Consider the following 13,216-nt stretch of genomic DNA (forward strand, 5'->3'; position numbering starts at 1 on the left):
TGGTAAGCTCCTTTTCTTTTTTTCAGGAGTATCAGCAATGACTGAAGGCCCATTATCTGAAAACGAACTGGAGTGGCTGGAAGAGACGTTGATGTCCTACGGTCACGAAGAAGCGTCGGTGATTGACGTTTCCGAACTCGACGGCATGTTGACCGCGGTGTTGTCCGGTCCGATCGTCGTCGAACCCGACACCTGGCTGGTGGCCGCGTGGGGCGGGCAAAAGTACATTCCACGCTGGAAAAACGACCGCGAAATGCACCGCTTTATCGATCTCTGCTTTAAGCACATGAACGATATCGCCGAGCGCCTGAGCGATTACCCTGACCAGTTTGAGCCGGTGTTTGGCGAGAACGAAGTCGAGGGTAAAACTTACACCGTTGTAGAAGAGTGGTGCTACGGCTACATGCGCGGCATGGCGCTGACCGACTGGTCCACGCTGCCGGAAGAGCTGAAGCCGGATCTGGCGGTGATTGCCCTGCACGGTACGGAAGAGAACGTCGACCTCGTCGAAGAGATGACAGAAGACGAGTACCAAGCGAGCGTGGACAGCATCCGTCCGGCGGCGATTCGTTTGTACAACTACTGGCTGGCGAATCCGCAGCAGCCGTTGTCACAAAAACCGATCGTCAACGGGACCAAAGTGGGACGTAACGATCCGTGCCCATGCGGGAGCGGGAAGAAGTTTAAGAGCTGCTGCCTGCATTAAAATCCTGCCGGGTGGCGCTGCGCTTACCCGGCCTACAAAACTATGGTTCAAAAGCTCCTTTGAGAAATGGGTGGAATTGTTCCGTTCACCTTATGTTCAGCGGAATATAATCACTCGATAACCTGTGAACGTGAAAAGGGGGCTGCGCGGCCCCCTTTTCAATCCCCGCGCCCCGCCATGAAATCGGTGCTTCGCACTGCGCTCACCTCCCGGCCTGCTGCCTGCGGTCGGCTCGACTCGTGATTACTCGTCCCATCCATGGGACTCGCCCCTCCGGGGCCAGCGCAAGCGCTGTTCAAAATTGCTCCCGGCAATTTTGTCCTGTCTCGTTTCGCCTCTGGCCGCCATCCCTGGCGTCCAGCCCTTGTCATCCGGCCTCCGGTTCGCCGATTTCAGCGGGGACCCACACCGGTGCCCAATGCAACATTTCATTTCGTCTTTATGGGAGAGTGTAGTGATTATGAATAAACAAAACCCTGTAGGCCCGTGCAAGCGAAGCGCCGCCGGGCGGTTTTAGCCCACTTCGGGCAGTAATCCCGCCACAATCAAAAACTGCACCAAAATCACCCCAATCCCACACACAAACACCAGAGCTAACAACGGCTTCCCGCCCCACACCCGATAACCCGAATCCGGATGCTGCTGGCGGCTTTTCCATGCCAGCAGGGAAGGGAGCAGCAGCGCCAGCACCGCCAGCGCCACGCCCGCGTAACCCAGCGCCATCACAAATCCGCGCGGATAGAACAGTGCGAAGGCCAGCGGTGGCAGGAAGGTGATCAGTCCCGTCTGAATGCGTCCGCCGACGGAGCGATTACGCTGGAACAGATCCGCCAGATAATCGAACAACCCCAGCGCCACGCCGAGGAAGGAGGTGGCCAGCGCCAGATCGGCAAACAGATGCACCGCCAGCTCAACGTGCGGCGAGGCCACCACTTCACGTAACGCCTGCAGGAATCCGTTCAGACCCGAGCGATCGGCCATTAAGCCCATAAAGGTCGATGAGCCAATGCTGCCGAGCGTCACCAGCTGCCAGAAAATATAGGCAATCAGCGGGATCGCACTGCCGATAATAAACACGCGACGCAGCTTACGGATATCGCCATTCATATAGCTGACGATGCTCGGCACGCTGCCGTGGAAGCCGAAGGAGGTGAAAATCACGGGGATCGCGGAAAGCGCCAGACCCTGTTGCAAAGGCAGCGTCAGCAGATTCACTTTGTGAACGTGCGGAGCCAGCAGGGCCAGCATCACCACCAGGAAAATAATCTTGGCGGTGAACAGAAAACGGTTAAACAGATCGACCAGCGATGTGCCGACGCACACTACGCCGCCGCCAATCAGGGTAAAGAAGACAACGCCGGTGGCCGGAGAGATATCCGTGCCAAACCAGTCGTTGACGCTCGATGCAATCAGCTCGCCTGCGCCGCTCATGTACGCCGCTGTCAGGGCATACATCAGGAACATCATGCTAAAACCGGTGATCCACTGACCGTAGCGGCCGAGATAGCGCGCGGCCAGCGAGCCGAGGCCCGTATCCGCCGGAACGTGCTGATACACTTCCAGCAACAGCAGGGCGGTGTAACACATCAACGCCCACAGGCAACCCAACAGCACCAGCGTCACGCTAAATCCGACGCCCGCGGCGGCCAGTGGCATCGCCAGCATTCCTGCGCCAATCGTCGTACCTGCGACGATAAAAATACTTCCCAGTGTTCTGTTCTTCACGCTTTCCTCTACCACAACCGCTAATCGCAACCTAATCTGCGGCGCAGAGTAAGACAAAAGCGCAACCTCGTCAAATCCCCGTTACAAGGGGTGTAATGGAATTTTTACAGGGTTGAAGCAGGCGGCGAGAGGGAATTTTATCAAGGGGGGGAAGCGGGGGTTTTCAACGCACGAAAGTAAAATCTATCGCCAATAAAAAAAGGGAGCCAGAAGGCTCCCCGAAACTTTATTTCTGTGTGTCGAGAGTCGACAACTCTTTATCAATAAAGTACAGACCTTCGCCTGATTTACCCGCCAGCGATAATTTATCGAGTACGGATTTAAACAGTTTCTCTTCTTCGTGCTGCTCTGCAACATACCATTGCAGGAAATTAAAGGTCGGATAATCCTGAGCCACCATCGCCGCGTGAGTCAGTTCGTTAATTTTCTGGGTGATCAGCTGTTCGTGTTCGTAAGTGGCGCGGAACAGTTCGTCCAGAGAGGCGTACTCGGCAAACGGAGACGCAACCGGGTTGATGCGAGGCAGGCTGCCGGTGTCAGAGAGATAATCGAACAGACGCTGCATGTGCGTCATCTCTTCCTGAGCGTGGCGACGCAGAAACGCAGCCGCGCCTTCAAAGCTGTGGTAGCTGCACCAGGCACTCATCTGTTGATAAAGCAGGGATGAAAAAAGCTCAAGGTTCATTTGTTCGTTGAGCTTATCGATCATTTCAGTTTTCAGCATAGCGCAGCTCCGGGAAATTATTATTAGTCAGTCAGGGCGTCACTATAATTTGTTATTTAATTATTTGCAAAAGGTAAAATAAGTATATTATTTATTAAAAATACGAATGGGAATAAAACGCATTGGCGCTTATTTATATTTTAATGAGAATGGTTTCGCTTCGTATTAAATAAGCTGCCAGAATAATACTGGCAGCACTATTATTAATAGTAGGTTTGCGTCGCCGCAGGATTCACCGCATAGCCCATGCATTTGTACTGAATGGTGACGGTCTGGTTAAGGCAAACCGACCCGCTGAACAGGCTACAGGTTTTAATCGGCTGGCCGTAGAAAGAGGCGGTCGCGAAGCCCATGCTCTGACACTCGCGCGTGGCGGTCCCGTTGGTGACGTAGTCATCGTAACGGGCATTCTGGAAAATTGGCTGACCGTAATCCAGCCGGACCACGCCGCCAGTCGCATCGGCATTGCTCACCTGCGCCTGGCGGGTGACCGTGCAGCCCGTGAGGAGCAGCACTAATCCTGCAACGAATACTCTCTTCATATCTCGCCCTGATCTGATGTAAACAGGTTATCTTACTGTCTGATAAGCCAGACAATGCCTGGAATAGCCGGACGAATTTCCCTTTCTCTTCACAACGGCATGATTTAGTCGGCGAGACTGTCGAAGATCATGCGGAATTTCAGATGGTGCTGGCGGAACAGGGCGATCAGCTGCGGATCAAAGTGTTTTCCGGCACCCTCAAAAATCACTTCGCAAGCCTGCTCATGGCTGAATCCGGGTTTATAGACGCGCTTTTGCCGCAGGGCGTCGTACACATCTGCCAGCGCCAGAATGCGCGCTTCGAGCGGAATATTTTCTCCGCGCAGCCCTTCAGGATAGCCGCTCCCGTCCCATTTCTCATGATGGAAGTGAATGATGTTTTCCGCCACCGGGCCGAGCCCCAGGCCCTGAATAATCATATAGCCCTTGGTGGTGTGCAGTTTCATCTCGCTGAACTCTTGTTCCGTCAGCGGGCCTTGCTTGCGCAGGATCCTGTCCGGCACCGCAATTTTCCCGACGTCGTGCAGCGACGCAAAATGTTCGATCTCTGTCATCATTTTGCGCGACAGATTCAGTTCCCGCGCCATCATTCCGCAATATTTCGCCACGCGCTGAATATGACTTCCGGTTTCATCGTCGTGGGCGCGATTCACCTTCTCCAGGGCCTGCACAATATTGCGGTTCACCAGGCGGCTCTCTTTTATATGCCGACGCATCATGAACAGCATCCCAATACTAAAAAGTACGGTGACGAAGAGAATCACGCTGATAATTTTTAAGGTGTTTTTGGTGAGCGCCGGGAAGAATTCGTGCACCTCATGACGTTCCAGCTGAGTGCGGAAGCTCGACAGGCGGTTAACCTGAGTCAGCAAGTGGTACAGCGGATGATCGGGCTGAACCCAGGGGCCGACGATGAATTCGCTGCGGGTGACGCCCGCGACTTTCAGCACACCGCGAAACAGTTCATTGCCTCGCAGGGTCGATTCCAGCGAACTCAGATCCCCCAGAATGAAGTCGACTTTATTGTTCTCCATCGCGTCGATAAGCCCGTTTACGCTGTGTCGGGTGACGATCACCACGTCGCTGCCAAAGCGATTTTGCAGATAGCGGGCCGCGAAGGATCCCTCCAGCACGCCCACGCGCTGGCTGCGGATACTCTCTTCATCCCACAGGAAAGGCTGCTTGATACGGTTGTAGTAAACGTTATGCCACGCCACATCCGGCCCGATGCGGCCAGCGGCATGCTCGGGATCGGTGGTTTCCGCGACATTAACCAGGCGGACCGGCCAGCGCTGCTGCCTCAGCGCGTCGGCATAGTGATCGATAAAATGGACATCCACTTCCATGCCCAGCAGGTCGCGCATGTCCTTGATCATATTGATGGCAGTTCCCTGATAGCCGCGATCGTCCTTCCAGACCACCGGCGCAAAGTTCTCATTTTTCGGCAGCCAGATTTGCAGGCGGTTGTTCGTAAGCCACGCGCGCTCCTCTTTTGAGATGGAAATCCGACTGAGGAGGTAGTGGCGCTTGCTCTCTTCCAGCGCCTTGTACATCTCCCCACTGCGATACCACTCGCCGAGAAACGCATTCACCTTTTCACGCAGATCTTTCAGCTCCGGGCTGAAGGCCAGCACCACCGGAATACGCAGTTCGGGAAAGGGGCGGGAGATCAGATAATAGCGCTGGGTGTTTTCCATCTCGCTGGCGTCATTAATGTAGAAATCCGCCTTGTGCTCGCTCAGCAAACGGAACGCCTCTTCGCTGCTGGCGACCAGATACAGCGAGCGGAATTTCAGCTCCGGATAACGCTTCTGCACGCTTTCCAGAGTGGCGTCGTTCTGGCGAAACAGCACGCGGGCATTCGCCAGCTCTTCAACCGTATTCACGGACATGCTCGGGCTGGCGGCCACCACTTCATTATTGAACAGCTGCGAGGAGAGAATTTTGGTCCGGGCGCGGGCTTCGGTTCTGAGCACGCCCGCATACACGCCGTAGATATCGCGGTTAAAACGCTGGCCGATCTCGGGGCCGCTGACCGGCGTGAGTTCCAGACGGGTGCCATATTTTTCATTAATGGCGCGCACCAGTTCCGGATAAAAACCCTGTAACTCGCCCTGCGGCGAGCGCCAGAATTCAAAGCTGTCGGCGTCATAAATCCAGACGGGAATGGCGTGGGTTTCGGCAGCGGGCTGGGCAAAAGCGGCTCGGGCCCAGACCAGGGCCGCGAGGATAAGTATCCAGAAAAGCGATGTGATGCGAAGCGTCCGGCGGCGCATATTCACCATTGTTCCCCAAAGGATTTTTATAGTCTTTTAAAAAGCAGTCTAGCTAACAGCCAGATTCGTGAGTAGAGATTTCTTAAGTTTGTGCATAAGCACGCTATTTCCGCGTGAAGAGTCGAAATTGTGAAGCGCCTTTCGTTTTTTAAAACATTTTTTCAGTTAATTTGAAAGTGCGTTTGTTAGATAGTAAGGTTGGGTGGATTCGCTATCTTTGGCGGCAAAACCCGCAACGCATTCAGGAGATGAAGAATGAAAATTGCACTGATGATGGAAAACAGCCAGGCCGGTAAAAACGCCACTATCCTCAACGAACTTAAATCCGTTGTCGATGAGAAGGGCTTCCCGGTCTATAACGTCGGGATGAGTGATGAGAACGATCACCACCTGACCTATATCCATCTGGGTATTATGGCCAGCATCCTGCTGAATGCGAAGGCCGTTGACTTCGTGGTGACCGGCTGCGGTACCGGGCAGGGCGCGCTGATGTCTCTGAACATCCATCCGGGCGTGATTTGCGGCTACTGTATCGACCCGGCAGATGCCTTCCTGTTTGCGCAGATCAACAACGGTAACGCGCTCTCCCTGCCATTCGCCAAAGGCTTCGGCTGGGGCGCAGAGCTGAACGTGCGCTTCATCTTCGAAAAAGCCTTTACGGGCCGCAAAGGCGAAGGTTATCCGCCAGAGCGTAAAGAGCCGCAGGTGCGTAACGCCGGTATTCTGAACCAGGTGAAAGCCGCCGTGGTGAAAGAGAACTATCTGGATACTCTGCGCGCCATCGATCCTGAACTGGTGAAAACCGCGGTTTCCGGCCAGCGCTTCCAGCAGTGTTTCTTCGAAAACTGTCAGGACAAAGAGATCGAAGCCTTTGTTCGCGGTATCGTTGGGTAATCTGTGGTCTGATTTTTGCCGGGTGGCGCTGCGCTTACCCGGCCTACAACACCCCGTAGGCCCGTGCAAACGAAGTGCCGCCGGGCGATTTTAATGGCCGCATTTAGCGCTTATTCGACACCGCGCTTCCTGCATCCTTCGTCAGCCGCAACGTATCCACCATCCCCACCAGACAAATCAGCGCGATGGCGACAAAGGCCAGGCGGAAGCTGATCCCCGGCACATCGGTGATACCCAGAACACTCCCGAGCTTTTCCCCGATACGAATCCCTATCGCCCCCAGCGTGATCCCAAGCCCCACCGCCAGCTGTGTGGCCGTGGAAAACAGCGTGTTGGCGTAGCTCATCTGTGCCGACGGCACGTCCGCAAAAGCCAGGGTACTCACCGCCGTAAACTGAATCGAGCGGAACACGCCGCCCAGATAGAGAATCAGCATGATCAGCCAGACCGGCGTTTGCGGCGAGATAATCGCGCAGGCCAGCAGCGACAGAACGTTTAACGCCCCGTTGATCAGCAGCAGCTTTCGAAAACCAAGGCGGCGAATCAGCGGCGTGGTCGCGGGTTTGATCGTCAGGTTGCCGACAAACACCGCCAACACCAGCAGACCGGAGTGGAACGCGTCCATGCCAAACCCGACCTGAAACATCAGCGGCAGCAGGAAAGGCACGGCGCTGATAGAGGCGCGGAACAGCGACCCGCCGTACATCGTCACGCGAAACGTCGTAACCTGCAGAGCGTCGAGGCGAATCATCGGCCACTCGGCGCGCTGAAAATGGCGCAGGGCGTAGATGAGCGTCACCACGCCGACCGCCAGCAGCCCCACGGTGAAAAGCCCTTCCGGATGCTGCGCTCCCATCGACTCCATGGCGTACACCAGGCTCACCATCGCAATGGTGGTGGCGATAAAACCGGGTGTATCAAAGGGACGGCGCGCGTCGTCGTGCAGGTCGGGAATGATGCGCAGCGCCAGAATAATCGCCAGCATCCCGAGCGGCACATTACTAAAGAAGATCCAGCGCCAGTCGGCGTAGCTGGTGATAAACCCGCCGAGTGGTGGACCGATGATCGGAGCCACCAGCGCGGGCCAGGTGAGGGTGGCGATGGCGGTGATGAGCTGATGTTTGGGCGTCGTGCGCAGCACGGCAAGACGCCCGACCGGAACCATCAGCGCGCCGCCCATCCCCTGCAGCACGCGCATGGCGACAAACTGATCGACCGTGGTAGACAGCCCGCACAGCACGGAGGCGAGAGTGAAGATTGCCAGCGCCACGGCGAAGACTTTGCGCGCGCCAAAGCGGTCGGCAATCCAGCCGCTGGCGGGGATCAGCACCGCCAGGGTAATCAGATACGCGCTGATACCGATGTTCAGATCCACGGCCTGCACGCCAAAGCTTTTCGCCATATCGGGCAGCGCGGTGGCAATCACCGTACCGTCGAGAAACTCCATAAAGAACGCCCCGGCAACCAGCAGCGCCGCAGGAGACAAACCGCGGCTCTCTTTTCCGGTGATGTTTTCACTCATTTTTACCCTGCCATATCAAAAAATTTTATAAAAATTTACTGGAACTTATAAGTTCCTAACCCGCGGATTTGTCTTGTGTTTTTATAACAATCTCGCAGCATTGCTGATTTTGTAACCGTGATGTGCGTCACATAACCGTTGATTTTTGTGATGCTGGTCATATTATATGCGGATAGACAATAACACCTGCATAACACATTACCGGAGCATCAAATGAAACTGCGCAAAATCCTGAAAAGCATGTGGGCTAACTACTGCAATACGTTCAAAGACGTACCGCCAGGCGCAATGTTCTGATGAAAAAAACCTGCTTCGGCAGGTTTTTTTATGCCTGCGTTCGACGAGAGGGAAGATGAAAGGGCCGTGGTTTTGCTACTATAGCGCTCTTTATTGAAGGAGCTTCCTATGTCTCAAAATCTGAGCGCCGATCAGGAACTGGTGTCTGACGTCGTCGCGTGCCAGTTGGTCATCAAACAAATCCTGGATGTGTTAGACGTTATCACCCCGACCGAAGTGCGGGAAAAAATGTCCACCCAACTGAAAAACATCGATTTCACCAGCCATCCTGCTGCAGCGGATCCCGTTACGCTTCGCGCCATTCAAAAAGCCATTGCGCTTATCGAACTCAAGTTCACACCGCAGGGTGAGTCACACTAAAATAAACCGATGTTTTGAATTTTGGAACAGGTTTTTGCCGGGTGGCGCTTCGCTTACCCGGCCTACAAAACCCCGTAGGCCCGGCAGCGCATGACGCTTAGAAGAAGGTCTGCACCAGCAGATAGCTGGCGGCACAGGCGCAGCTCACGCCGATAAGGCCTGGCAGAATGAAGCTGTGGTTGATAATGAACTTGCCGATTTTGGTGGTACCGGAGCGGTCAAAGCCGATACAGGCCAGATCGCTGGGATACGTCGGCAGCACGAAGTAACCGTAAGAGGCCGGGAAAAACGCAATCAGCATTTTCGGTTCGATGCCCAGCATCAATCCCATCGGCGCGACGGCGGTGAGAGCCGCGGCCTGGCTGTTCACCAGTTTGGAGACCAGGAACAGCACGATAGCGTAGGTCCACGGATGACTCTTCACCACGCCTTCCAGCGCCATTTTCAACTCATCGAGGTGCGCCTGGAAAAAGGTATCGCTCATCCACGCGACGCCGAACACCGAGAAAATCGCCACCATTCCCGCTTTAAACACCGCGCCGTTCGAAATGGCGGAGGCGTTAACCTTACAGGCAATCAGCATCACCGCACCGGCGATCAGCATCATCATCTGGATCACGAGGTTCATCGACAGCGCCGTCATTTTGCCTTTGATTTCAAACGCAGGGCGCAAATCGGGCAGGGCACCCAGCAGAACCACCACGGCGATCCCGGCGAAGAAAATCCACGTCGACCAGTAGGCCTGTTTCGGGAAGCGCTGGTTCATCAGGGTTTCGGTGCTGCCATAGATAAATTCACGCTGTTTCGGGTCGGTGAGTTTTTCCTGAAATTCGGCGTCATCCGCCAGATCTTTCCCACGGCGCAGGCTCCAGAGGGCGGCGATCATCACGCCAAACAGCGAGGCGGGAACCGAGACGGCTAAAATCTCCAGAATCCCCCACGCCTGACCCACCCCGTGCTGAGCGCCAATGATCGACACCAGCGACACCACGGCAACGGAGACGGGCGAGGCGGTAATCGCCATCTGCGAAGCGATGGAGGCCACCGCCATCGGGCGTTCCGGGCGAATCCCTTTTTTCAGCGCGATATCCGCGATGATTGGAAACATGGTGTAAACCACGTGGCCGGTGCCGCACAGAAAGGTCAGCATCCAGGTGGTGAACGGCGCGAGGAGGGTGATGTGCTGGGGGTGTTTCCTGAGCAAGCGCTCCGCAAACTGCATCATCACATTCAGACCACCGGCGGTTTGCAGCGTCGCGGCGCAGCCGATGACCGCGAGGATCGTCAGCATCACGTCCACCGGCGGTTTGCCGGGCTGTAGTCCAAACACAAAGCTTAAAATGAAAAGGCCGATACCGCTTATCAGCCCAAGGCCCATCCCGCCAAACCGCGTTCCCACCAGCAGGCAGAGAATAATGACAATAAACTCGATGGTGATCATGAAGCTCCCTCGTCAGTCAAAGTGAAATGAATTAAATCATTTCACTTTGTAAGGTTATGGGTTGGGAGCCAGATCTGATTTGTTAAAATTCAATTAAAGCAATGACTTGATAACTATTAATTAACAATTCCCGTAATACGAAACGGTTTCAGTGCTGCTGAAAGTTCACCAGATTCAGCAGATGTTGGTCCGTCTGGGTCATGCACAGACCGGCGCGTCTGGCACTGCGTACCTCGTCGAGAATGGTTTTCAGCAGCAGGCCATCCTGCTGCTGCTCTTTCCCCATATCGCGCAGGAAGTCGAGGGTGTCGTCGTCGTGCAGCGCTTTGGCTTCTCCGGCGAGGGTTTTCAGCATGGTACAGCGCTGCTCATACTCTTCGAGGGTTTTCTGGAACAGCTCTTCCAGCGATGAGCAGGACTCTTCGGAAACCACACGGGCTTTAACAATCGGGTTGGCCCCGGCCTGTTTCATATATTCGAAGACCCGCATCATCTGGGTGATATTGCTTTGCGCCTGGGTGCGCAGGAAGGTGGCGGTACCGTTGAGGCTGTGCTCGGAACACCAGTCGCTCAGCTGCAAATAGAGGTTGGAGGCGTTGAACTCGAGGTTCATCTGGGTGTTGAGTTTCTGAATCATTCCTGAAGTCGTCATTATAATGTCCTTATTTCGGGGAGGGATGATTAACACCAGAATAAAGCCGTTCAGTATCGTCTTAATGTGACCAGCTTTTCATTTCCTTTGATTTCAATGCTATTTCTCAAAAATACCGAACTGTGATCCACCCGCGAGTTTGCCCAATGACTTTCTATAAAATGAAACGATGTTTTATCTATTTTATTTGTGAGGATCAAAATGGCAAAAGTGGCGGTGTTACTGGCACCAGGATTTGAAGAAGCAGAAGCAATTATCACCATTGATATCCTGCGCCGCATGCAGATTGAAGTGGAAACCCTGGCCTGTGCGGAGTCGCGCGCGGTAGTGAGCTATCACAATATTCCGATGGTGGCCGACAGCACCCTGACCGAGCGCGCCGCCACCCTGTACGATGCCATCGTGCTGCCGGGCGGGCCGCAGGGGAGCGTGAATCTGGCTGCCAGTCAGGACGTTATCGCTTTTGTGAAAGCCCACGACGAGGCCGGAAAACGGATCTGCCCGATCTGCTCCGCCGCCGCGCGGGTACTGGGCGGAAACGGTCTGCTGAAGGGGCGTCGCTATGTCTGCTCCGGCGATCTGTGGGAGACGGTGAAAGATGGCGTGTATGTCGATGCCCCGGTGGTAGAGGACCAGAATCTGCTCAGCGGAAAAGGTCTCGGCCATGCCTTTGATTTTGCCCTGACCCTGGCAGCGCGTTTGTTGAATGATGAAACGGCGGTTCGCGATCACGCGGATCATATTTACTACGCCTGGTAAATTCTTAACCGGGCGCTACGGCGCCTGGGTTACAGGGACGCGTTAGCTGACTCTATGGATAATTCTGCTTAATCCCCTTCTATTTGTCCGACAATAGCCGCCTTTTTTATGTCATTTATCGCTGAATCTATGTACGCAATTACTGTAATTCTGCGGTGTGATGGGGCTCTCTTATGGATGATTAATTTCCCGCTAAAACTATCTCCAGCACTATCACTTATTCATGGGTGAGCGCTAATACCTTGTTTTATGTCCGATTAAATAAAAAGCACGACAATATACCCTACATAAAAGAATGCTCATGCTGGAGTTAACCATGCACAAATTTACTAAAACGCTGGCGGCCATCGGCCTGGCTGCCGTTATGTCACAATCCGCTATGGCGGAGAATTTAAAGCTCGGTTTCCTGGTCAAACAGCCGGAAGAACCCTGGTTCCAGACCGAATGGAAATTTGCGGATAAAGCCGGGAAAGATCTCGGGTTTGATGTCATCAAAATTGCCGTGCCCGACGGCGAGAAAACCTTAAACGCCATCGACAGCCTGGCGGCGAGCGGGGCGAAAGGCTTTGTGATTTGTACACCGGATCCGAAACTCGGCTCGGCCATCGTGGCGAAAGCGCGCGGCTACGGCATGAAGGTGATTGCGGTGGACGATCAGTTCGTCAACGCCAAAGGCAAACCGATGGACACCGTGCCGCTGGTGATGATGGCGGCGACTAAAATCGGCGAGCGTCAGGGCCAGGAACTCTATAAAGAGATGCAAAAACGCGGCTGGGACGTGAAAGAGAGCGCCGTGATGGCGATCACCGCGGACGAACTCGATACCGCGCGTCGTCGCACCTCCGGTTCGATGGAAGCCCTGAAAGCGGCCGGATTCCCGGAAAAACAGATCTATAAAGTCCCCACCAAATCCAACGATATCCCAGGTGCGTTTGACGCCGCGAACTCGATGCTGGTTCAGCATCCGGAAGTGAAACACTGGCTGGTGGTCGGCATGAACGACAATACCGTGCTGGGCGGCGTGCGCGCGACGGAAGGTCAGGGCTTTAAAGCCCCGGATGTCATCGGGATCGGCATTAACGGCGTGGACGCGGTGAGCGAACTCTCCAAAGCGCAGGCCACCGGTTTCTACGGTTCGCTCCTGCCAAGCCCGGACGTACACGGCTATAAATCCAGCGAAATGCTCTACAACTGGGTCACCAAAGACGCCGAGCCGCCGAAATTTACCGAAGTCACCGACGTGGTGCTGATCACCCGCGACAACTTTAAAGAGGAACTGGCGAAAAAAGGGCTGGGCGGTAAGTAATTTGTTGTGATT

Annotated in this window: 13 protein-coding genes; 6 read left to right on the top strand and 7 right to left on the bottom strand. The window is 54.7% G+C overall.

The window, feature by feature from the left end; translation table 11 throughout:
- Nucleotides 1-37 precede the first annotated feature (37 nt).
- Nucleotides 38-706 carry a YecA/YgfB family protein gene (locus AC3WS9_RS08565; protein ID WP_282495434.1) on the top strand — a complete coding sequence of 223 codons (669 nt, stop codon included), beginning with the start codon at nt 38-40 and terminating at the stop codon, nt 704-706.
- 513 nt (nt 707-1,219) lie between these two features.
- On the opposite strand, the gene tyrP is transcribed toward AC3WS9_RS08565, so the two are convergent.
- The 4 genes from tyrP to AC3WS9_RS08585 all read right to left on the bottom strand — a co-directional run bounded on the left by tyrP (nt 1,220) and on the right by AC3WS9_RS08585 (nt 5,982).
- Nucleotides 1,220-2,431, bottom strand: a complete 1,212-nt coding sequence (gene tyrP, locus AC3WS9_RS08570) for a tyrosine transporter TyrP (RefSeq protein WP_492487774.1) — start codon at nt 2,429-2,431, stop codon at nt 1,220-1,222.
- A 226-nt stretch (nt 2,432-2,657) separates the two neighbouring features.
- Complete coding sequence (ftnA, locus tag AC3WS9_RS08575; RefSeq protein WP_282495436.1) at nt 2,658-3,155, bottom strand: non-heme ferritin; 498 nt, start codon at nt 3,153-3,155, stop codon at nt 2,658-2,660.
- A gap of 203 nt (nt 3,156-3,358) precedes the next feature.
- A complete protein-coding gene (gene yecR / locus AC3WS9_RS08580) occupies nt 3,359-3,697 on the bottom strand; it encodes a YecR family lipoprotein (RefSeq protein ID WP_492487776.1) in 339 nt (112 codons plus the stop codon).
- A 104-nt stretch (nt 3,698-3,801) separates the two neighbouring features.
- Nucleotides 3,802-5,982, bottom strand: coding sequence for an HD domain-containing phosphohydrolase (locus AC3WS9_RS08585; protein WP_285157139.1), 2,181 nt, complete (start codon nt 5,980-5,982; stop codon nt 3,802-3,804).
- A gap of 246 nt (nt 5,983-6,228) precedes the next feature.
- Between AC3WS9_RS08585 and AC3WS9_RS08590 the strand changes: the two genes are divergently transcribed.
- Nucleotides 6,229-6,867, top strand: coding sequence for an RpiB/LacA/LacB family sugar-phosphate isomerase (locus AC3WS9_RS08590; RefSeq protein WP_282495439.1), 639 nt, complete (start codon nt 6,229-6,231; stop codon nt 6,865-6,867).
- A gap of 103 nt (nt 6,868-6,970) precedes the next feature.
- On the opposite strand, the gene AC3WS9_RS08595 is transcribed toward AC3WS9_RS08590, so the two are convergent.
- Nucleotides 6,971-8,389, bottom strand: coding sequence for an MFS transporter (locus AC3WS9_RS08595; protein WP_492487779.1), 1,419 nt, complete (start codon nt 8,387-8,389; stop codon nt 6,971-6,973).
- Nucleotides 8,390-8,602: 213 nt separating this feature from the next.
- On the opposite strand from AC3WS9_RS08595, the gene azuC reads away from it, so the two are divergent.
- Complete coding sequence (azuC, locus tag AC3WS9_RS08600; RefSeq protein WP_014832437.1) at nt 8,603-8,686, top strand: stress response protein AzuC; 84 nt, start codon at nt 8,603-8,605, stop codon at nt 8,684-8,686.
- Between the two features lie 108 nt (nt 8,687-8,794).
- Nucleotides 8,795-9,046: a DUF2766 family protein gene (locus tag AC3WS9_RS08605; protein WP_095282433.1), complete on the top strand. Its 252-nt coding sequence runs from the start codon at nt 8,795-8,797 to the stop codon at nt 9,044-9,046.
- Between the two features lie 97 nt (nt 9,047-9,143).
- Here the strand turns inward: AC3WS9_RS08605 and AC3WS9_RS08610 are convergent, their stop codons facing one another.
- Entirely contained in the window at nt 9,144-10,487 is a 1,344-nt protein-coding gene (locus AC3WS9_RS08610; protein ID WP_095282432.1) for an anaerobic C4-dicarboxylate transporter, read from the bottom strand.
- A 148-nt stretch (nt 10,488-10,635) separates the two neighbouring features.
- Complete coding sequence (locus AC3WS9_RS08615) at nt 10,636-11,139, bottom strand: non-heme ferritin-like protein (RefSeq protein WP_492487782.1); 504 nt, start codon at nt 11,137-11,139, stop codon at nt 10,636-10,638.
- A gap of 201 nt (nt 11,140-11,340) precedes the next feature.
- Here AC3WS9_RS08615 and AC3WS9_RS08620 point away from each other — a divergent pair, with 201 nt between their 5' ends.
- A complete protein-coding gene (locus AC3WS9_RS08620; protein ID WP_492487784.1) occupies nt 11,341-11,898 on the top strand; it encodes a DJ-1 family glyoxalase III in 558 nt (185 codons plus the stop codon).
- Between the two features lie 316 nt (nt 11,899-12,214).
- Nucleotides 12,215-13,204 carry an arabinose ABC transporter substrate-binding protein AraF gene (gene araF / locus AC3WS9_RS08625; RefSeq protein ID WP_095282430.1) on the top strand — a complete coding sequence of 330 codons (990 nt, stop codon included), beginning with the start codon at nt 12,215-12,217 and terminating at the stop codon, nt 13,202-13,204.
- Nucleotides 13,205-13,216 lie beyond the last annotated feature (12 nt).

This window comes from Lelliottia sp. EB106-05-01-XG201, assembly GCF_058791735.1.